This window comes from Pantoea sp. GM_Pan_4 (assembly GCF_026541005.1).
Taxonomy (GTDB): domain Bacteria; phylum Pseudomonadota; class Gammaproteobacteria; order Enterobacterales; family Enterobacteriaceae; genus Pantoea; species Pantoea dispersa.
Window position 1 is genome coordinate 23,199 of the sequence record NZ_JALNUZ010000018.1, and the last position, 20,566, is coordinate 43,764.

At 59.3% G+C, this 20,566-nt stretch carries 17 protein-coding genes; 11 read left to right on the plus strand and 6 right to left on the minus strand.

Annotated elements, in window-relative coordinates:
- The first annotated feature begins 222 nt into the window (after positions 1-222).
- The 5 genes from glgB to glgP all read left to right on the plus strand — a co-directional run bounded on the left by glgB (position 223) and on the right by glgP (position 9,656).
- On the plus strand, positions 223-2,409 hold the full coding sequence (gene glgB / locus OXR61_RS22420; RefSeq protein WP_031279793.1) for a 1,4-alpha-glucan branching enzyme: 2,187 nt from the start codon (positions 223-225) through the stop codon (positions 2,407-2,409).
- Positions 2,409-4,388: a glycogen debranching protein GlgX gene (gene glgX / locus OXR61_RS22425; protein ID WP_021508023.1), complete on the plus strand. Its 1,980-nt coding sequence runs from the start codon at positions 2,409-2,411 to the stop codon at positions 4,386-4,388. Before glgB ends, glgX begins: the two co-directional genes overlap by 1 nt.
- A gap of 10 nt (positions 4,389-4,398) precedes the next feature.
- The gene (glgC, locus tag OXR61_RS22430) at positions 4,399-5,691 is read left to right on the plus strand and encodes a glucose-1-phosphate adenylyltransferase (RefSeq protein WP_021508022.1); all 1,293 of its coding nucleotides are present in this window, start codon (positions 4,399-4,401) and stop codon (positions 5,689-5,691) included.
- 62 nt (positions 5,692-5,753) lie between these two features.
- Positions 5,754-7,187: a glycogen synthase GlgA gene (gene glgA / locus OXR61_RS22435; protein WP_267412557.1), complete on the plus strand. Its 1,434-nt coding sequence runs from the start codon at positions 5,754-5,756 to the stop codon at positions 7,185-7,187.
- Between the two features lie 21 nt (positions 7,188-7,208).
- The gene (gene glgP, locus OXR61_RS22440; RefSeq protein ID WP_021508020.1) at positions 7,209-9,656 is read left to right on the plus strand and encodes a glycogen phosphorylase; all 2,448 of its coding nucleotides are present in this window, start codon (positions 7,209-7,211) and stop codon (positions 9,654-9,656) included.
- An 84-nt stretch (positions 9,657-9,740) separates the two neighbouring features.
- Here glgP and OXR61_RS22445 read toward each other — a convergent pair whose 3' ends face one another.
- Together OXR61_RS22445 and OXR61_RS22450 are read right to left on the minus strand one after the other, a co-directional pair.
- On the minus strand, positions 9,741-10,298 hold the full coding sequence (locus tag OXR61_RS22445) for a DcrB family lipoprotein (RefSeq protein WP_021508019.1): 558 nt from the start codon (positions 10,296-10,298) through the stop codon (positions 9,741-9,743).
- A gap of 115 nt (positions 10,299-10,413) precedes the next feature.
- The gene (locus tag OXR61_RS22450) at positions 10,414-11,079 is read right to left on the minus strand and encodes a 7-cyano-7-deazaguanine/7-aminomethyl-7-deazaguanine transporter (RefSeq protein ID WP_021508018.1); all 666 of its coding nucleotides are present in this window, start codon (positions 11,077-11,079) and stop codon (positions 10,414-10,416) included.
- 309 nt (positions 11,080-11,388) lie between these two features.
- Here OXR61_RS22450 and tusA point away from each other — a divergent pair, with 309 nt between their 5' ends.
- A complete protein-coding gene (tusA, locus tag OXR61_RS22455) occupies positions 11,389-11,640 on the plus strand; it encodes a sulfurtransferase TusA (protein ID WP_021508017.1) in 252 nt (83 codons plus the stop codon).
- An 18-nt stretch (positions 11,641-11,658) separates the two neighbouring features.
- On the opposite strand, the gene OXR61_RS22460 is transcribed toward tusA, so the two are convergent.
- Both OXR61_RS22460 and OXR61_RS22465 read right to left on the minus strand, forming a co-directional pair.
- Complete coding sequence (locus OXR61_RS22460) at positions 11,659-13,926, minus strand: zinc/cadmium/mercury/lead-transporting ATPase (RefSeq protein WP_021508016.1); 2,268 nt, start codon at positions 13,924-13,926, stop codon at positions 11,659-11,661.
- A 92-nt stretch (positions 13,927-14,018) separates the two neighbouring features.
- Positions 14,019-14,648 carry a lysoplasmalogenase gene (locus tag OXR61_RS22465; protein ID WP_021508015.1) on the minus strand — a complete coding sequence of 210 codons (630 nt, stop codon included), beginning with the start codon at positions 14,646-14,648 and terminating at the stop codon, positions 14,019-14,021.
- Between the two features lie 162 nt (positions 14,649-14,810).
- Between OXR61_RS22465 and OXR61_RS22470 the strand changes: the two genes are divergently transcribed.
- On the plus strand, positions 14,811-15,167 hold the full coding sequence (locus OXR61_RS22470) for a DUF2500 domain-containing protein (RefSeq protein WP_021508014.1): 357 nt from the start codon (positions 14,811-14,813) through the stop codon (positions 15,165-15,167).
- A 43-nt stretch (positions 15,168-15,210) separates the two neighbouring features.
- On the opposite strand, the gene OXR61_RS22475 is transcribed toward OXR61_RS22470, so the two are convergent.
- Both OXR61_RS22475 and rsmD read right to left on the minus strand, forming a co-directional pair.
- Positions 15,211-15,477 (minus strand): DUF1145 family protein, encoded by a 267-nt coding sequence (locus OXR61_RS22475; RefSeq protein WP_021313674.1) that lies wholly within the window; start codon positions 15,475-15,477, stop codon positions 15,211-15,213.
- On the minus strand, positions 15,467-16,066 hold the full coding sequence (rsmD, locus tag OXR61_RS22480) for a 16S rRNA (guanine(966)-N(2))-methyltransferase (protein ID WP_267412558.1): 600 nt from the start codon (positions 16,064-16,066) through the stop codon (positions 15,467-15,469). Before rsmD ends, OXR61_RS22475 begins: the two co-directional genes overlap by 11 nt.
- Positions 16,067-16,297: 231 nt before the next feature.
- Between rsmD and ftsY the strand changes: the two genes are divergently transcribed.
- The 4 genes from ftsY to rpoH all read left to right on the plus strand — a co-directional run bounded on the left by ftsY (position 16,298) and on the right by rpoH (position 20,563).
- Positions 16,298-17,815: a signal recognition particle-docking protein FtsY gene (ftsY, locus tag OXR61_RS22485; RefSeq protein ID WP_021508012.1), complete on the plus strand. Its 1,518-nt coding sequence runs from the start codon at positions 16,298-16,300 to the stop codon at positions 17,813-17,815.
- Between the two features lie 5 nt (positions 17,816-17,820).
- Positions 17,821-18,489, plus strand: coding sequence for a cell division ATP-binding protein FtsE (gene ftsE, locus OXR61_RS22490; protein ID WP_021508011.1), 669 nt, complete (start codon positions 17,821-17,823; stop codon positions 18,487-18,489).
- On the plus strand, positions 18,479-19,465 hold the full coding sequence (gene ftsX / locus OXR61_RS22495) for a permease-like cell division protein FtsX (protein ID WP_021508010.1): 987 nt from the start codon (positions 18,479-18,481) through the stop codon (positions 19,463-19,465). Before ftsE ends, ftsX begins: the two co-directional genes overlap by 11 nt.
- Before the next feature lie 240 nt (positions 19,466-19,705).
- Entirely contained in the window at positions 19,706-20,563 is an 858-nt protein-coding gene (rpoH, locus tag OXR61_RS22500; RefSeq protein ID WP_021508009.1) for an RNA polymerase sigma factor RpoH, read from the plus strand.
- Positions 20,564-20,566: the final 3 nt, after the last annotated feature.

A 20,566-nucleotide genomic window follows, 5' to 3' on the forward strand; every position in this document is an offset into this window, starting at 1 on the left:
CACCCTGGCTTCTGCCAACCCCAAGCTATGATTTAACAGTGATGTGCCGGTTGTTAACTGTTTTTACTTTGCGAATGGAATAGTTGTTGTACACGGCCAGGATCTTTCCCACGGAGGGTGTCCTTCCTTGCTGCTGTATGTATGGCTCATGAAAAGCAGCGCACCTATAGCGACAATCCTGTCTCTCCGGTCGCCTGCGCAAAAAATCATAGGAAGAAAGTCATGTCAGAGCTTCCCGATCGCCATGCGATCAATGCCCTTTTCGCCGGGAATTATGCCGACCCCTTCTCAGTACTGGGGATGCACCAGACCACACAAGGTCTTGAAGTGCGTGCGCTGTTACCGGATGCATCCGAAGTCTGGGTGATTGAAACCAACACCGGCCGCAAATGCGCCCAGCTTAAATGTCTTGATTCGCGCGGCTTCTTCAGCGGCGTGATCCCGCGCCGTAAAAACCTGTTTCGCTACCAGCTGGCAGTCAACTGGCACGGCCAGCAAAACCTGATCGACGATGCCTACCGCTTTGGCCCGCTGCTGGCGGAAATGGATGCCTGGCTGCTGGCCGAAGGCACGCACCTGCGGCCGTATGAAACGCTCGGCGCGCACGGCACCACCATTGATGGCGTTGCCGGCACGCGCTTCGCCGTCTGGGCCCCGAACGCGCAGCGCGTTTCGGTGGTGGGCGAATTTAACTTCTGGGATGGCCGCCGCCATCCGATGCGTTTCCGCCGCGAACTCGGCATCTGGGAGTTGTTTGTCCCCGGCGCGGTTAACGGCCAGCTGTACAAATTCGAGATCATTGATGCGCACGGTCAGATGCGCATCAAAGCCGATCCGTTCGCCTTCGAGGCGCAAATGCGCCCGCAGACCGCCTCGATGATCTGCGGCCTGCCGCCGAAGCTGGAGATGCAGCCACAGCGCAAAATTGCCAACGGCTTTGACCAGCCGATCTCCATTTACGAGGTGCATCTCGGTTCGTGGCGTCGCCACACCGACAACAATTTCTGGCTGAGTTACAAAGAGCTGGCCGAACAGCTGGTGCCCTATGTCAAAGAGATGGGGTTTACCCATATCGAACTGTTACCGATCAATGAGCATCCGTTTGACGGCAGCTGGGGCTATCAGCCACTCGGCATGTACGCGCCGACGCGCCGCTTCGGCACGCGCGATGAGTTTCGTCACTTTATCGCCGCTGCCCACGAGGCAGGTCTCAACGTGCTGCTCGACTGGGTGCCGGGCCATTTCCCCAGCGACGATTTTGGCCTCGCCAAATTCGACGGTACCGAGCTGTACGAGCACAGCGATCCGCGCGAAGGCTACCATCAGGACTGGAATACGCTGATCTACAACTTTGGCCGACGCGAGGTCAGCAACTATCTCTCCGGCAATGCGCTGTACTGGATGGAGCGCTTCGGCATTGATGGCCTGCGCGTCGATGCGGTGGCGTCGATGATCTATCGCGACTACAGCCGCAAAGAGGGTGAGTGGGTGCCTAACCAATTTGGCGGCCGTGAAAACCTCGAAGCCATCGCCTTCCTGCGCCATACCAACCGCACGCTGGGCCGCGCCGCACCCGGCAGCATCAGCGTGGCGGAAGAGTCTACCGATTATCCCGGCGTGACGCGGCCATCCGAAGATGGCGGCCTGGGCTTCTGGTTCAAATGGAACCTCGGCTGGATGCATGACACCCTCGACTATATGAAGCTCGATCCGGTGCATCGCCGCTACCATCATCAGCTGATGACCTTCGGCATGCTGTACAACTACACGGAAAACTTCGTGCTGCCGCTGTCGCACGACGAAGTGGTACACGGCAAAAAGTCGATCCTCGACCGTATGCCGGGTGATACCTGGCAGAAGTTTGCCAACCTGCGCGCCTATTACGGCTGGATGTGGGGCTTTCCCGGCAAAAAACTGCAGTTTATGGGCAACGAATTCGCTCAGGGGCGGGAATGGAACCACGACACCAGCCTCGACTGGCATCTGCTGGAGGGGCTGGATAACTGGCACCACGGCGTGCAGCGACTGGTACGTGACCTGAACCACAGCTATCGCCACTTTTCGCCGCTCTATCAGCTCGATTTCGATGCCAGCGGCTTCGAGTGGCTGGTGGTCGACGATCACGAAAACTCGGTCTTTGTGTTTGTGCGCCGCGACCGCGAGGGCAACGAACTGATCGTCGCCAGTAACTTCACGCCGGTGCCGCGCCACAACTATCGCTTCGGCGTGAATCAGCGCGGCGGCTGGCGCGAAGTGCTGAACACCGACCAGCATGATTATCACGGCAGCGATCTGCGCAATCACGGTATCGTCCATTCCGATGACATCGCCAGCCACGGGCGCGCGCAGTCGCTAAGCCTGACGCTGCCGCCGCTCGCCACGCTGTGGCTGGTGCGGGAGGGCGATTGATGCTCCAGCCGGGCCAGCCGGTACCGCCGGGTGCCCATTATGACGGGCGCGGCGTCAACTTTACGCTGTTCTCGCGCCACGCGGAGCGGGTGGAGCTGTGCCTGTTTGATGAACAGGGGAGTGAGCAGCGTTTTCCTCTGCCGGCGCGCAGCGGTGACATCTGGCATGGTTATGTTCCGGCGCTAAAGCCGGGCCAGCGCTATGGCTACCGCGTGCATGGGCCGTGGCAGCCAGAGCGCGGTCATCGTTTCAATCCGGCCAAACTGCTGGTCGATCCCTGTGCCAAAGCGGTATGCGGCGCGGTGCCAGACGACGCGCGCCTGCTGGGTGGAGAGTGGCAGCAGGATGATGCCGATAGCGCTGGCGTTGCGCCCAAATCGCTGGTGATCGCCGACGATTTTGACTGGCAGGACGATTGTGCGCCCCGCACGCCGTGGGGCAGGACGGTGATTTACGAGGCGCACGTTCGCGGCCTGACGCAGCAGCATCCGGAAATTCCGGAAAGGCTACGCGGGACATATGCGGCGTTGGGGCATCCTGCTATGGTGAGCTATCTGCGCCGGCTGGGCATCACCGCGCTGGAGCTGCTGCCGATAGCCGCGTTTGCCAGCGAGCCGCGCCTGCAACGGCTCGGCCTGAGCAACTACTGGGGTTACAACCCGTTTGCGCTGTGGGCGCTGCATCCGCATTACGCGGCGGGTGAAGCGGGCCAGACGCCGCTGCAGGAGTTTCAGCAGGCGGTAAAAGCGCTGCACGCGGCGGGCATTGAAGTGATTCTGGACGTGGTGTTCAACCACAGCGCCGAGCTGGAAGAGATTGGCCCGACACTGTCGCTGCGCGGCGTCGACAACGCCAGCTATTACTGGCTGGGCGATAACGGTGAATATCACAACTGGACCGGCTGCGGTAATACGCTGAACCTCAGCGATCCGCAGGTGCTTGACTGGGCGCTGGGCGCGCTGCGTTACTGGGTGCAAACCTGCCACGTTGACGGCTTTCGTTTCGATTTGGCCAGCGTGCTCGGGCGCACGCCGGATTATCGCCAGGATGCGCCGCTGTTTGTGGCCATGCAGGCCTGCCCGGTGCTGTCGCAGGTGAAGCTGATCGCTGAACCCTGGGATATCGGCCCCGGCGGCTATCAGGTGGGCAACTTTCCGCCCGGCTTCGCCGAATGGAACGACCATTTTCGCGATACGGCGCGCCGCTACTGGCTGCACGGTGAGTTGAGTAACGGTGATTTTGCCCGCCGCTTTGCCGGCTCCAGCGATGTATTTCAGCGCGCGGCGCGTCTGCCGCACGCCAGCATTAATCTGATCACCGCGCACGACGGCTTCACGCTGCGTGACGTGGTGAGTTATAACCAGAAGCATAATCAGGCCAACGGCGAGGATAATCGCGACGGCAGCAGCAGTAATTTCAGCCATAACCATGGTTTTGAAGGGCTGCAGGGCAACTTCGATGTGGTCGAGCGGCGGCGGCGCAGCGTGCATGCATTGCTGACCACGCTGCTGCTGGCGCAGGGCACGCCGATGCTGCTGGCCGGTGACGAACGCGGTCACAGCCAGCACGGCAACAATAATGCGTACTGTCAGGATAATCCGCTCACCTGGCTGAACTGGCAACAGGATGATTTTGGACTGGTCGACTTCACTGCCGCGTTAATCCGGCTGCGTCAGCATATTCCCGCGCTGACGCAGGACAGCTGGTGGCAGGAGGGCGATGGCAACGTGCAGTGGTTGAATGCCAGCGGCAAACCACTGGAAAGGGATGAGTGGGAACAGGGGATGCACAGACTGCAGATCCTGCTCTCCGGCCGCTGGTTACTAACGATAAACGCCACGGATTCGGTGAGTGACCTTGCCTTACCAGACGGAGAATGGCGAGCCATTCCTCCTTTCGCCGGGGAAGATAACCCCATCCTGACAACTGTCTGGCACGGGCCCGCACACGGCGTGTGTGTGTTCCTAAAGCAATCATAAGGAGTCAGACATGGTGAAATTAGATAGAAACGACCCCCTGATGCTGGCGCGCCAGCTCCCTACACAGACGGTTGCCCTGATCCTTGCTGGCGGGCGCGGTACGCGCCTGAAAGATCTTACCGCCAAACGCGCCAAGCCTGCCGTGCACTTCGGCGGCAAGTTCCGCATCATCGACTTTGCGCTCTCCAACTGTATCAACTCCGGGATTCGGCGCATCGGCGTCATCACCCAATATCAGTCACATACGCTGACGCAGCACATTCAGCGCGGCTGGTCCTTGTTCAACGAAGAGATGAATGAGTTTGTCGATCTGCTGCCGGCGCAGCAGCGCGCCTCGACCGAACACTGGTATCGCGGTACCGCCGATGCGGTCACGCAGAATCTCGACATCATTCGCCGCTATAACGCGCAGTACATCGTGATTCTCGCCGGGGATCACATCTACAAAATGGATTACTCGCGCATGCTGCTCGACCACGCCGATCGTGGCGCTAAGTGCACCATCGCCTGTCTGCCCGTACCGCTGCATGAGGCCACCGCATTTGGCGTGATGGCAGTCGATGCGGACAACAATGTAATCGATTTCGTTGAGAAACCGGCGCAGCCGCCGTCCATGCCGGGCGACGAAAGCAAAGCGCTGGCCAGCATGGGCATCTACGTGTTCAACGCCGATTACCTCTATGAGCTGCTGGAGGAGGATTTGCAGATCGCCGACTCGAGCCACGATTTCGGTAAAGATCTGCTGCCGAAGATCGTCGCCAGCGGCGAAGCCTACGCGCACTCCTTCACGCTGTCGTGCGTACAGAACGACGAAAACGCGGAACCTTACTGGCGCGATGTCGGTACGCTGGAAGCTTACTGGCGCGCCAACCTCGATCTGGCCTCGGTGACGCCCGAACTCGATATGTATGACCACGAATGGCCGATTCGTACCCACATGGAGCCGCTGCCGCCGGCCAAATTTGTCCAGGATCGATCCGGCAGTCACGGCATGACCATGAACTCGCTGGTCTCCGGCGGCTGCATTATTTCCGGCTCGGTGGTGGTGAATTCGGTGCTGTTCCCGCGCGTGCGCGTTAACTCGTTTTGCAATATTGATTCGGCGGTGCTGCTGCCCGATGTGGTTATCGGGCGATCGTGCCGTTTGCGTCGCTGCGTCATAGACCGTGCCTGCGTCATTCCGGAAGGCATGGTGATTGGCGAAAATCCGGATGAGGATAGTCGCCGTTTTTACCGTTCAGAAGAGGGCATCGTACTGGTGACGCGCGCCATGCTGGCCAAATTGGCCGCTGCGGGTCAGTAAGTGACGAAAGGCAAAGAACATTGCCGCGTGGAACGCGGGCGATAACACAATAGGGGTTCAGGATGCAGGTTTTACATGTCTGTTCAGAGCTTTTCCCGCTGTTAAAAACCGGCGGACTGGCTGATGTCGTCGGCGCATTGCCTCAGGCACAAATTGCCGAAGGTATGGACACGCGGGTGCTGATTCCGGCGTTTCCGGATCTGCGTAAAGGGATTCCTGATACCGAAGTGGTGGCGGAGCTGCAAACCTTTGCCGGGCCGGTCCGCTTGCTGTTTGGGCCCTTCAACGGCGTGGGGATATATTTGATTGATGCGCCGGGACTGTACGATCGTCCCGGCAGCCCGTACCACGATACGTCGCAGTTTGCCTATGTCGATAACTACCTGCGCTTTGCGCTGCTCGGCTGGATGGCGGCCGAGCTGGCCAGCGGGCTGGATACATACTGGCAGCCGGACATCGTGCACGCGCACGACTGGCACGCCGGTCTGGCACCGGCCTATATCGCCGCACGCGGACGTCCGGTGAAAACGGTGTTTACCGTACATAACCTGGCGTATCAGGGGTTGTTTTCCGCGCGGCATCTGGACGAAATCCAGATCCCGCGCGCCTATTTTGAAATGCACGGGCTGGAATTCTACGGCCAGATCTCTTACCTAAAGGCCGGCCTGTTTTATGCCGATCATATAACTGCCGTCAGCCCGACCTATGCGCTGGAGATCACCCGGCCGGAGTTCGGCTACGGCATGGAAGCGCTGCTGGAGCAGCGGCTGCGCGAAGGACGGCTGAGCGGGATTCTCAACGGCGTCGATCCCGGCATCTGGGATCCGGCACACGACCTGCTGCTGAGCGCCCGCTACGACCGCGACACGCTGGAGAGCAAAGCGGAGAATAAACGTCAGCTGCAGATTGCCATGGGGCTGAAGGTTGATGACAAAGTGCCGGTGTTCTGCGTTATCAGCCGTTTAACCAAACAGAAAGGGCTGGATCTGGTGCTGGAAGCACTGCCGGGACTGCTGGCGCAGGGCGGGCAACTGGTGCTGCTGGGCCAGGGCGATGCGGAACTGCAGCAGGGCTTCCTCGCCGCAGCCGCTGAACATCCGGGCAGCGTCGGCGTGCAAATTGGTTATCACGAAGCGTTTTCGCACCGCATTGTCGGTGGTGCGGACGTCATTATGGTGCCCAGCCGTTTCGAACCGTGCGGTCTGACGCAGTTGTACGGCCTGAAATATGGCACGCTGCCGCTGGTCAGGCGCACCGGTGGACTGGCGGATACCGTACAGGACAGCTCGCTGGAAAACCTCGCCGACGGCGTGGCCAGCGGCTTCAGCTTCGAAGACAGCAATGCCTGGTCACTGCTGCGCGCGATTCGTCGTGCTTTTGTTTTATGGTCCCGTCCTTCACTCTGGCGTTATGTTCAGCGCCAGGCGATGGGGATGGATTTTAGTTGGCAGGTGGCAGCACAAGCCTACCGCGATCTTTATCAACGCTTGCTGTAATGAGAGATTGGGATACCGCATATGAACGCACCTTTCACCTATGCCTCACCCACGCTGACGGTTGACGCCCTCAAGCACTCAATCGCCTATAAGCTGATGTTTACCATTGGTAAAGATCCGTCGATCGCCAACAAGCATGAGTGGCTGAACGCCGCGCTGCTGGCGGTACGCGATCGCATGGTGGAGCGCTGGCTGCGCTCCAGCCGTGCGCAGCTGTCGCAGGATGTGCGCCAGGTTTATTACCTGTCGATGGAGTTTCTGATGGGGCGCACGCTGGGCAATGCCTTGCTGGCGATGGGCATCTATGACGATCTCAATCAGGCGCTGGATGAGATGGGACTCGACCTCAGCGAGCTGATGGAAGAAGAGAACGATCCCGGGCTCGGCAACGGCGGTCTTGGCCGGCTGGCGGCCTGCTTCCTCGACTCGCTGGCCACGCTGGGCCTGCCCGGACGCGGCTACGGTATTCGCTACGATTACGGCATGTTCAAACAGAACATTGTTGACGGCCAGCAGCGTGAATCGCCGGATTACTGGCTGGAGTACGGCAATCCGTGGGAGTTCCAGCGCTTTAACACCCGTTACAAAGTGCGTTTTGGCGGGCGGTTGCAGCATGAAGGCAGCCGGGTGCGCTGGGTTGAGACCGAAGAGATCGTGGCGATGGCCTACGATCAAATCATCCCTGGCTTCGACACCGATGCCACCAACACGCTGCGGCTGTGGGGCGCGCAGGCCAGTAACGAAATTAACCTCGGCAAGTTCAATCAGGGCGACTACTTCGCGGCGGTGGAAGATAAAAACCACTCGGAGAACGTGTCGCGCGTGCTCTATCCCGACGACTCGACCTACTCCGGGCGCGAGCTGCGTCTGCGCCAGGAGTATTTTCTCGTCTCTGCCACGGTGCAGGATATCCTCAATCGCCACTGGCAGATGCATGAAACCTGGGACAACCTGGCCGACAAAATTGCCATCCACCTCAACGATACCCATCCGGTGCTGGCGATTCCTGAGCTGATGCGTCTGCTGATTGATGAGCACAAGTTTACCTGGGACGACGCCTTTGAAGTCACCTGCCAGGTGTTCTCGTACACCAACCATACGCTGATGAGCGAAGCGCTGGAGACCTGGCCGGTGGACATGATCGGCAAGATCCTGCCGCGTCACCTCAGCATCATCTTCGAAATCAATGACTACTTCCTGAAGACCATTCAGGACTACTATCCGGACGACTGGGATCTGATGGCGCGCATCTCGATCATCGACGAAAACGATGGTCGCCGCATCCGCATGGCGTGGCTGGCGGTGGTGGTTAGCCACAAAGTTAACGGCGTGTCGGAGCTGCACTCTAATCTGATGGTGCAGTCGCTGTTCGCCGATTTTGCCCGTCTGTTCCCGGGGCGCTTCTGCAATAAAACCAACGGCGTGACGCCGCGCCGCTGGCTGGCGCTGGCCAACCCGGCCTTGTCAGAAGTGCTGGATGACGCCATTGGCCGCACCTGGCGTACTGATCTGGCTCAGCTGAGCGAGCTGGTGCCGCACATTGACTATCCGGCGTTTATTGAACAGATCGCCGATGCCAAGTTCGCCAACAAGAAGCGCCTCGCGGAGTGGGTGGCGAAGAATATGGATATCGTGCTGGATCCGCAGGCGCTGTTCGACGTGCAGATCAAGCGTATTCACGAATACAAACGTCAGCTGCTGAACGTGCTGCATGTCATCACGCGTTACAACCGTATCAAAGCCGATCCGACCGCAGAGTGGGTGCCGCGCGTCAATATCTTCGCCGGGAAAGCGGCGTCGGCCTATTACGTCGCCAAGCACATCATTCACCTGATCAACGATGTTGCCAACGTGATCAACAACGATCCGCAGGTGAAGAACAAGCTGAAGGTGGTGTTTATCCCTAACTACGGCGTCAGCCTGGCGCAGATCATCATTCCGGCGGCGGATCTCTCCGAGCAGATCTCTACCGCCGGCACCGAAGCTTCCGGCACCAGTAACATGAAATTTGCGCTAAACGGCGCGCTGACCATCGGTACGCTGGACGGGGCCAACGTGGAGATGCGCGAGCACGTCGGCGCAGAGAATTTCTTTATCTTCGGCAACACCACGCCGCAGGTGGAGAAGCTGCGCACTGAGGGCTATAACCCGCGCAAATACTATGAAGAGGATGCGGAACTGCACCAGGCGCTGACGCAAATCGCCAGCGGCGTCTTCAGCCCGCAGGAGCCGGGGCGCTACCGTAACCTGTTCGACGCGCTGGTCAACTTTGGCGATCACTATCAGCTGCTGGCGGATTACCGCAGTTATGTGGATACCCAGGATAAGGTGGATAAGCTTTATCGTCAGCCGGAAGAGTGGCAGCGGCGTGCGGCGCTGAACATCGCCAATATGGGCTATTTCTCCGCCGACCGTACCATTCAGGAGTACGCGGATGAGATCTGGCATATTTCGCCGGTGAGGTTATAAACGAGGCACATTCTGTAGCGGCGCAATTCATTGCGCGGTTTTTAACAACGCGCGATAAATCGCGCCGCTACCGTTGGTGCAAACTTACTTCAGGGTAATACTCTTCACAATCGCATCGGCATCGCTCTGCGCCTGCTGCTGATTGTCGGCGGGCAGGGTGATCTGCAGCGTCAGCAGTTTACCGTCCACCTTCGCCAGAATAACCGAGGACCAGGAGGTCTGGTTATTGGCGGAAATCACCGTATCCAGCTGCTGTGCCGGCTGGTCTTTCAGCGTCACCGCTTTGTTCGACACCACCTGCAGCTGCGGATCGCGGTTGCGCTGCTGCTGCTCCAGACGCTGAGCCAGCGCATCCAGTCCTTCACTGGTCGGATCGCCCGCAATCACGATAATCGCGCGCTGGCCGGTTTCATCAGCATACACGTGCATATTGGTGGATTCCGAACCCAGCTTGCCGCTCTTATCCGACATGCCTGCTGGCAGGCTGAAACTCAGCTTACCGTCCATCAGGTTTACCGTCTGTGCTGACTGACTGGCGCTGGCGCCGTTGCTGTTTGCCGCCGTGTCGTCTTTCTTCTGATCACACGCCGCCAGGCCTAACACCAGCAGGCCGATGCCCGCATATTTCACTAAGTTACGCATTCTTATCCCTTCGTAAGGTTTCCATCAGCCGTTATCAAAACGGAATCGGTGCTTAAAAGCAATCAGCGCTTTGTCAGGAAATCTTAGCGTGCCGTGGCGTTTCGTCTACGTTCAATTAGCCGAAATTCATCTGGCGCTGAGCCGAACGTTCCGCCAGACGCTTAAGTGCCGCATTGAGCAGAACACCGTAAGCAGGCAGGAAGAAAACCATGCAGATCAGCACTTTGAAGCTGTAATCCACCAGTGCGATCTCCACCCAGTGGCTGGCCATGAACGGGTCCGGACTCTTATAAAAGGCGATAAAGAAGAAGGCCAGCGTATCGCTGATATTGCCGAGGAACATGGCACAGGCAGGCGCAATCCACCACTGCGGCAGTTTACGCAGGCGGTTAAACACGTGCACATCAAGGATCTGCCCCAGCGCATAGGCCATAAAGCTGGCGCAGGCGATACGCGCCACGAACAGATTGACCTCCTGCAGCGAGGCCCAGCCCTGCCACGCGCCCTGATAAAACACGCACGACACGATGTAGGAGATAAACAGCGCCGGAATCATCACCGCAAGGATAATGCGCCGTGCCAGCGGTGCGCCAAAAATACGCACGGTGAGATCGGTGGCGAGAAAAATAAACGGGAAGCTAAACGCACCCCAGGTGGTGTGGAAGCCGAAAATCGCGACCGGCAGTTGCACCAGATAGTTACTGGAGGTAATCACCAGCAGGTGAAACAGCGATAGCCAGAATAGCGCATGCATGCGCTGACGAGCAGAGAAGTTGATCATAAAGGCCTTTTTTTAAAAATGGGGTGAGGGAACCCAATCCCCTTCATCGTTGGCATTTTTGCTGCGTTGGCCGCGCTTGCGTACCCCGGTCACTTACTTCAGTAAGCTCCCGGGGATACGCGCACTTGCCGCCTTGCAGAAAAGCCAACGATCTTGGGGATGTCTGGTATTGCTTAATAAAAAATCGGACGGCATCTTAGCGTGTTGCGCAACAAATGCAATGGTTAATTTTAACGCAATCGTTCTCGCCTTGCGCGCGCGCTGTAGCGCGTTAGAATGAGCGCCCACCCTGAATAAAGACAGAGAATCATGAGTGATCCTTTTTCCGCTGCGGACCATACGCTTGATGCGCTTGGGCTGCGCTGCCCGGAGCCGGTGATGATGGTGCGCAAAACCGTGCGTACCATGCAGGCGGGCGAAACGTTGCTGATCATCGCCGACGATCCGGCGACCACGCGTGATATTCCCGGCTTCTGCCGCTTTATGGAGCATCAGCTGCTGGCACAGCAGACCGAGAGCCTGCCGTACCAGTATCTGATCCAGAAAGGCGCGGATGCCTGATCGCGGCATCCGCCCGCCTCAGCGCTGACGCAGCAGGCGCAGCGCGTTGGCGGTGACCAGCGCGGTGGCACCGGAATCGGCCAGCACCGCCAGCCACAGGCCGGTAAAGCCGAGCAGCGTGGTGACGAGGAAAATCGCCTTCAGCCCCAGCGCCAGCGCAATATTCTGACGGATAATGGCGCGTGTGCGGCGTGCCAGCTGCACGGTGCGCGGCAGAATCGCCAGGTTATTCTGCGTCAGAGCCGCATCGGCCGCTTCCAGCGCCACATCGGTGCCGCTGCCCATGGCAATCCCCAGCGTTGCGGCCTTCATGGCTGGCGCATCGTTGATGCCATCGCCGACCATCGCCAGCGGCTGCTGTTCGCCCAGTTCACGCACGGCGGCTACCTTATCCGCAGGCAACAGACCGGCGCGATAGCTGATGCCGAGTTCGGCGGCTATCGCGGCGGCGGCGCGCGGATTATCGCCGGTCAGCATCACGCTGCGAATTCCCAGCGCCTGCAGCGCCGCCAGCGCACTGCGGGCCTCCTCGCGCAGCAAATCCTGCAGCGCCAGCAGCCCGAGCGGCTGTGCTTCGCGCAACAGCACCACCACGGTTTTGCCCTGTGCCTCCAGCTGCGCAATCTGCTGCTGCTGCGCGTCACTCAGCGCCGCCACATCGCGCGGTGCCAGCAGCTGGTGCATCACGCCGTTGATCTGCGCGCGAATGCCGCTGCCGGCCAGTGTTTGCTGATGCTGCGCCGGTGGAATCACCTGCTGCTGGCGCTGCGCTTCCGCGACTATCGCCCGCGCCAGCGGATGGCCGGAGCCCTGCTCAATAGCGGCCGCGAGGCTGAGCAGCTGTTGCTGTGCATCCGCGCCAAACGGCTGCACGTCGGTAACCTGCGGTTTACCGGCGGTCAGGGTGCCGGTTTTATCAAACGCCAGCGCCTGCACCCGGCTGAGGCGTTCGAGCGCCGCGCCGCCTTTAATCAGCGCGCCCTGGCGAGCCGCCGCCGCCAGGCCGGAAGTGATAGCGGCAGGCGTGGAGATCACCAGCGCGCACGGACAGCCAATCAGCAGCAGCGTCAGCCCTTTGTAGATCCACGGCAGCCAGGCGCCTAATCCGAGCAGCGGCGGCAGCACCATCACCAGCAGTGCCAGCAGCATGATGGCCGGCGTGTAGAGGCGGCTGAAGCGATCGATAAAACGCTCCACCGGCGCGCGGTGACTTTCAGCTTCTTCTATCAGCTGCAGAATGCGGTCGATAGCGCTGTGGCCCGGCTGAGAGGTCACGCGCAGCGTCACCAGCCGATCCACGCTGGTGGCGCCTGCCATCACGGCATCGCCCGGCTGATGGGCCACCGGTAGCGATTCGCCGGTCAGCGCGCTTTCATCAAAGCTGGCGCTGGCGTGCAGCAGCTCGGCATCGGCGGGCAGACGACCGCCTGCCGCCACTTCAATCACATCGCCGGGCTGGAGCGCCGCCAGTGCCACCTGCTCACGCTGTGTGCCATTGACGCGCGTGGCGGTGTCCGGACGCAGCGCCATCAGCGCGGTGACGCCACGGCGCGCCCGCGCGGCGGCATAGGCTTCCAGCCGTTCTCCCAGATGGAACAGCAGCAGCACCATGGCAGCTTCGGCGTGGGCGCCAATCACCAGCGCGCCCGCGGCGGCGAGGGTCATCAGGGTTTCAATGCTGAACGGTGAGCCGCTGCGTATGGCCTGCCACGCGCTGCGGGCTACCGGCACCAGACCGACCAGCGTGGTAAGCACAAACAGGCGATCGCCCCACAGCGGCGTGAGCTGGCTCAGCAGCCAGCTGGCAATCATCAACAGCGTGAGCAGTATGAGCGCCGCATTATCGCGCCAGCGGCGCACCGCCGGTGCGGGGTTCTCAGTGGATTTCAGGCTAAAGCCGGCGTGGTTAACGGCCTGTTCAATAGCCGGACGAATATCGCTGTGCGCCTCCACCAGCAGATTTTCACTGGCGAATATCACCCGTGCGCTGGCGACCTGCGGCAGCTTTTGCACGGCGGTTTCGATTTTGCGGGCGCAGCTCGGGCAGTCCATGCCGGCAATCTGCCAGCGGAACTGATAGGACGCGGATGCGCGCCTGTCGCTGTCGGCGTCGTCGCCGCCGGGACTGTCGTCATCGCTGGCGCAGCAGCCGCAATCGCTGGACGCGGCCACCGGTTGCGCGGCGGAAATCTTCAGGGATGCAGGCTGAACGCTGCGTACCGCGCACAGCGGTTTTGGCTGACGGTGTGATTTGCCACAGCGGCAAGAGTGGGCATGTTGATGCATGTGACCTCCGGTTGCAGAAGCGGGCCGATGCCCGCAGTCTGCATGCTACACTCTGGAGTGGACTCCAGAGTCAAGCGGTGAGGTCACTTTTTTCAGTACAGCCACAGTGAACGCACAATCATGAAGTGACCGGCGAAGTAGCAGGCGGCAACGATGGCGCTGTCAGCGCTGAAGCGACGGCGATAGTGCGAGATAAACCACACGATGTTAGCCAGCAACAGCAGTACGGCACCCACCAGCAGCGAGAAACTGTAATCGGTCGGACGGAAGAAGTAATTTTCCGCCGCCATCCAGTTCATCACCAGCGTCATGCCAATCAGCGTACAGATCGGCCAGCGCAGCGTATCCAGTTTTGACCAGATAATGGCGATCACGATGATACCAATCACCAGGAAGGTGAGCGGAATCGGCCAGAAGAAGCTCATGGTCATGTGCGCGGCAAAGCTGATGGTGTACAGCAGATGCGAAAGGAAAAAGGCGCCGAGCGCATACAGCATCTGCTGACGCGGCAGCAGGGTTAACGCATCGCCCACCAGTGTGGCGACCAGGCCAGCCAGAATCAGGTAGTCGGTGGTGTTAAGCGTGGGAGCCTGCCACGCCCAGGCAACCAGCAACAGCAGCGTAACGGGTTTGAACAGCCAGCGCTGCCACTGCGGGCCGCGGTAGGAGGCATCGACATACAGCCAACCGGAAAAAAGGACTGCAAGGAAAGACCAAAGCATTTTTTCTCCCTTTTGTGAACGTGTCGCCCACATTGATGAATTTTCCCAAAATCGCGATCTCAGTTTAAGTTACTGGCGGCAAATGTGACAATCGGGCAACTCTGGTTGTATGCTTTGGCGTCTTTTATCTGTTAACCCCCGACGTAAAGTGCGAGAGAAAACATGAGCAAACCACCGCTAATCTTTTTTATCGTCCTGGCTGTAATTGCCATCCTGGCAACCCGTCAGTTTATCAAGCAGCGCCGCGAAGCCGCGGTCAACGACGCTTCACCGGTGCGCTCAATGAGTGTGGAAGTGAAAACCAAGCGAGAGTTTCCGGCCCCCAATCGCCGTTCGCGTCAGCGCGAAGAGATTGTGGCGGAAGAGATGAAGTATGAAGCCTGGTTCCATCCGCTGAACGGCGCCGGTGATTTTAAGGTCAACGTCAGCGCCAGCGATTATCACCAGATGGACAAAGGCGTGAAGGGTGAGCTGAAAATGCAGGGCACGCGCTTTGTCAGCTTTACCCCGGCGCAATAGGCACTAAAGCGCACGGGGCTGAAGCCGCGCGCGCTGTCTTACGTTACGACGGATAGTGCTTTTTCTGCCACGCCAGCAGTTCAAATACGCCAAAGAAGAAGATTTTCGCCTGCGTGGCGCGGCTCAGCTTTGGCGCCTCCTTTGGTTGCGTGGCACGCAGCAGTACCAGCTGCAGGCCGTGCATCACCACCATAAAGAACAGCGCAACGTGGACAAAGTAGCGCAGCGGCGTCGGGAAAGGGTGCACCAGGTTAAGCAGCAGAAATGCCCAGACGCAAATCATCAGCAAACGTCCCAGATTAAGCCACATCATCGGTCTCCTGTTGGCGTTGATAGAGGCGATAGGCCACCTGACCGGCAATCTTCTCGCGATACAGATCCCAGTTAGCCGGTGCCAGCGGGGGGCCGAGTTCCACTTCGCTCTCAACATAAATCAGCGCGTGGGCGGCGAGCCAGCCATTGTTCTCCAGCAGCGTTAGTGTCTCCTGCAGCAGGCCTTTGCGGAACGGCGGATCAACAAACACCACGTCAAACGGCTCGCCGGGCTGGCTTAGCCACTGCAGCGTATTGGTCTGGACGACGCTGGCGTTACTGGCGCGCAGCGTGTGCAGGTTTTGCGTCAGCTGCTGCGCCACGTGACGTTCCAGTTCCAGCAGGGTCGCGGAGGCGGCATAGCGTGACAGCGCTTCTAAGCCCAGCGCGCCGCTGCCGGCATAGCAATCGAGGCAGCGCGCCTGCTGGATATCCGGCGCCAGCCAGTTAAATAGCGTTTCACGCACGCGGTCGGTGGTCGGGCGCAGGCCGGCGCTGTCCGGCACCGGCAATTTGCGGCCGCGCCACTGTCCGCCAATCAGGCGAATCTGGCCTGCCGCGCCGCTGTTGCGGGGGGATTTACTCATTTCGCTCACAACTCGTCATAATTTGTTGCGTAGTTTAACGGGCGTAGCAGGCAGAAGAAACGTTAAAAAAGGGTGCTGTGGTGCGCTGGCAGGAAAGTGTTAGACTACTAAGTTGATAAAGCGGACGTAATTGCCTGATTTTTACGCCGCTCACGCGCGAAAAAGTGAATTTTTTATCCCCTGGGAACAGCGTGCTACCGGGAATAAGCCATCGAGGAGTGTGGTCACACAATGGCAAAAGAGAAAAAACGCGGCTTTTTTTCCTGGCTGGGCTTTGGCAAAGAAGAGCAGCAGCCAGCGGAAGAGCAGGCGCAGCAGCAGCCGACCGATCAACCGGCGCCCGCCGCTGAAGAGAGCGCGTTAGCAAGCGCCGAAGCGCAGGCCGCCGAAACCGTGATCGTCACTGAGCAGGTGGCAGAACAGCAGGCCGAATCGCCGGTTCACGCCGACGCTGAAATGCATCCCGTTGCGGAAGCAGAAACCGCAGCCGAATCCGACGTTAACGCTGATGACGCAGAAACCGCTGCCGTCAGCGCGATTGAAGAAGAGGTACTGCCGGAAGATCATCCGCAGCCGGAGCTGATGCCGGTTGAAGAGGAGCCGCAGGCTGAAGAACTGATTATTGAAGCACCGGTTTTATCTGAGGAGCCTCAGCCAGAGGACGCAGAGGACGCAGACGCACCGCTGAGCGATGAAGAGCTGGAAGCGCTGGCGTTAGCGGAAACCTATGCCGAAGACGCGGCAGAAGAGCGCGTGGCGACAGACACCGTGAGCGATCTGCCGCTGGCGGCCGCACCGATTGTGGCTCAGGAGCAGGAGCGCCCCACCAAAGAGGGCTTCTTTGCCCGCCTGAAACGCAGCCTGGTCAAAACGCGTGAAAACCTCGGATCCGGCTTTATCAGCCTGTTCCGCGGCAAAAAAATCGATGACGAGCTGTTTGAAGAGCTGGAAGAGCAGCTGCTGATTGCCGATGTCGGCGTGGAAACCACGCGCCGCATCATCACCAGCCTGACGCAACAGGCCAGCCGTAAGCAGCTGCGCGATGCCGAAGCGCTGTATGGCCTGCTGAAGGCTGAAATGGCCGGCATTCTGGAAAAGGTCGATGCCCCGCTGGACGTGGCGGGCAAAACGCCGTTCGTTATCCTGATGGTCGGCGTTAACGGCGTGGGTAAAACCACCACCATCGGTAAGCTGGCGCGTCAGTATCAGGCGCAGGGCAAGTCCGTCATGCTGGCGGCGGGTGACACCTTCCGCGCGGCGGCGGTAGAGCAGCTGCAGGTCTGGGGCCAGCGCAACAATATTCCGGTGGTCGCGCAGCATACGGGCGCGGATTCTGCGTCGGTCATTTTTGACGCCATCCAGGCGGCGAAATCGCGCCACGTTGACGTGCTGATCGCCGATACCGCCGGCCGCCTGCAGAACAAAGCGCACCTGATGGAAGAGCTGAAAAAAATCACCCGCGTGATGAAGAAGCTGGACGAAGAGGCACCGCATGAGGTGATGCTGACGATTGACGCCAGCACCGGCCAGAACGCCATCAGCCAGGCGAAGCTGTTCCACGAAGCGGTCGGCCTGACCGGTATCACCCTGACCAAGCTCGACGGCACCGCAAAAGGTGGCGTGATCTTCTCGGTGGCCGATCAGTTTGGCATTCCGATTCGTTATATCGGTGTCGGGGAAGGCATCGAAGATTTACGGCCGTTTAAGGCCGCCGACTTTATTGAGGCACTGTTTGCCCGAGAGGAATAATTGGCATGATTCGCTTTGAAGAGGTCAGTAAGGCTTATCTGGGAGGACGCCAGGCGCTGCAGGGCGTGGATTTCCATTTGCGTCCCGGTGAGATGGCGTTTCTGACCGGCCACTCAGGCGCGGGGAAAAGTACCTTACTGAAGCTGATTTGTGGCATTGAGCGCCCGAGCGCCGGGCAAATCTGGTTCAGCGGTCACGATATTTCCCGGCTGCGTCACAGCGAAGTGCCTTTCCTGCGCCGCCAGATCGGCATGATTTTCCAGGATCACCACCTGCTGATGGATCGTTCGGTCTACGACAACGTGGCGATCCCGCTGATTATTTCCGGCGCCAGCGGCGAGGATATTCGCCGTCGCGTATCGGCGGCGCTGGACAAAGTCGGCCTGCTCGACAAAGCAAAAAGTTATCCGATTCAGCTCTCTGGCGGTGAACAGCAGCGCGTCGGCATTGCCCGCGCGGTAGTGAATAAACCGGCGGTGCTGCTGGCGGATGAACCGACCGGTAACCTCGATAACGCGCTGTCGGAAGATATTTTGCGCCTGTTTGAAGAGTTCAACCGCGTGGGCGTTACGGTACTGATGGCGACGCACGACATCGGGCTGATCGCACGCCGCAATTATCGCGTGATGACGCTTAATCAGGGACGTCTGCACGGAGGCCACGATGGTCAATAAACGTAACAAGCGTCCGGCTGCGCCGAAAACGGCGAAGCAGCCGTCAAAGAGCAAAGCGCTGAAAGGCGGCTGGCAGGAGCAGTGGCGCTACGCGTGGCGCGGTACGCTGTCCGACATGTATCGTCAGCCGCTGGCGACGCTGCTGACGGTAATGGTGATCGCGATTTCGCTGACGCTGCCCAGCGTGTGCTACATGGTGTGGAAAAACGTCAGCCAGGCCGCCGCGCAGTGGTACCCGGCCCCGCAGCTGACGGTTTACCTCGACAAAGCGCTGGATGACACGGCGGCAGAGAACGTGACCGCCGAGCTGAAAAAGCTTGATGGCGTGGACAAGGTGAACTACCTGACGCGTGAAGAGGCGCAAAGCGAGTTCCGCAACTGGTCCGGCTTTGGTGGTGCGATGGATATGCTGGAGCAGAACCCACTGCCGGCGGTGGCGATCATCACGCCGAAGCTGAACTTCCAGAACTCCGATACCATGGCCAATCTGCGCGATCGCGTGGCGAAAGTGCAGGGCGTGGATGAGGTGCGCATGGATGACAGCTGGTTTGCGCGTTTAGCCGCGCTCACCGGGCTGGTGGGGCAGGTGGCGTCAATGATCGGCCTGCTGATGGTGGTGGCGGTGTTCCTGGTGATTGGCAACAGCGTGCGTCTGAGCATTTTTGCCCGGCGCGACACCATCAACGTGCAGAAGCTGATTGGCGCGACCGATGGCTTTATTCTGCGGCCCTTCCTCTACGGCGGCGCGCTGCTCGGTTTCAGCGGTGCGGTGCTGTCGCTGATTCTGTCGGAAGTGCTGGTGCTGCGCCTGCAGTCGGTGGTGGCGCAGGTCGCCTCCGTCTTCGGTACCAGCTTCGCGCTGGAGGGCTTTTCGTGGGATGAAGGTCTGCTGCTGCTGTTAATCGCGGCCATCATCGGCTGGATTGCCGCCTGGCTGGCGACGGTGCAACATTTACGTCGTTTTACGCCGCAGTAACCCATAGCAACGATTTTTTGATATACTCTTCCTCTGCTGCCGACGACCTGGGAGCAGAGGATTTCTCCGATTTCCCCCGCCGTCATCTGTGTGTAAAATATTCACTGCTATAATTGAACTTGTGGATAACTTTGACGTCCAAGTAGCACAGATTGCTTTTGGTTTTCACGCGTCGTTGACATAATGTAACGGCTGCGCAGGGAAACGAGCAGCAAGTCCATTGAATTTGTGAGGGTTTGAATGACCAAAGAAATGCAAACTTTAGCGATTGCTCCTCTGGGCAACCTGGAATCTTACGTCCGGGCTGCTAACAACTGGCCGGTATTAACGGCAGAAGAGGAAAAAGCACTGGCTGAGCGGCTGCATTACCAGGGCGATCTGGATGCAGCTAAGACGCTGATCCTGTCTCACCTGCGCTTTGTTGTTCATATCGCTCGTAACTATTCCGGTTACGGCCTGCCGCAGGCGGACCTGATCCAGGAAGGTAACATCGGCCTGATGAAGGCGGTGCGTCGCTTCAACCCGGAAGTCGGGGTGCGTCTGGTGTCGTTTGCCGTGCACTGGATCAAAGCGGAGATTCACGAGTACGTGCTGCGTAACTGGCGTATCGTGAAAGTTGCCACCACCAAAGCACAGCGCAAACTGTTCTTTAACCTGCGTAAAACCAAGCAGCGTCTCGGCTGGTTCAATCAGGATGAAGTCGAAATGGTGGCGCGCGAGCTGGGTGTCAGCAGCAAAGACGTGCTGGAAATGGAGTCGCGCATGGCGGCCCAGGATATGACCTTCGACATGTCGTCTGATGACGATGCGGGCGAAGGCAAGCCGATGGCACCGGTGCTGTATCTGCAGGATAAAACCTCTGACTTTGCCGACGGCATTGAAGAAGATAACTGGGATGCGCATGCCGCTGACAAGCTGAGCGATGCAATGCTGAGCCTCGATGAGCGTAGCCAGCACATTATCCGCGCCCGCTGGCTGGATGATGACAACAAAACCACGCTGCAGGAGCTGGCCGACCAGTACGGTGTGTCTGCCGAGCGCGTGCGTCAGCTGGAAAAGAACGCCATGAAGAAACTGCGTATGGCGATTGAAGCCTGATTA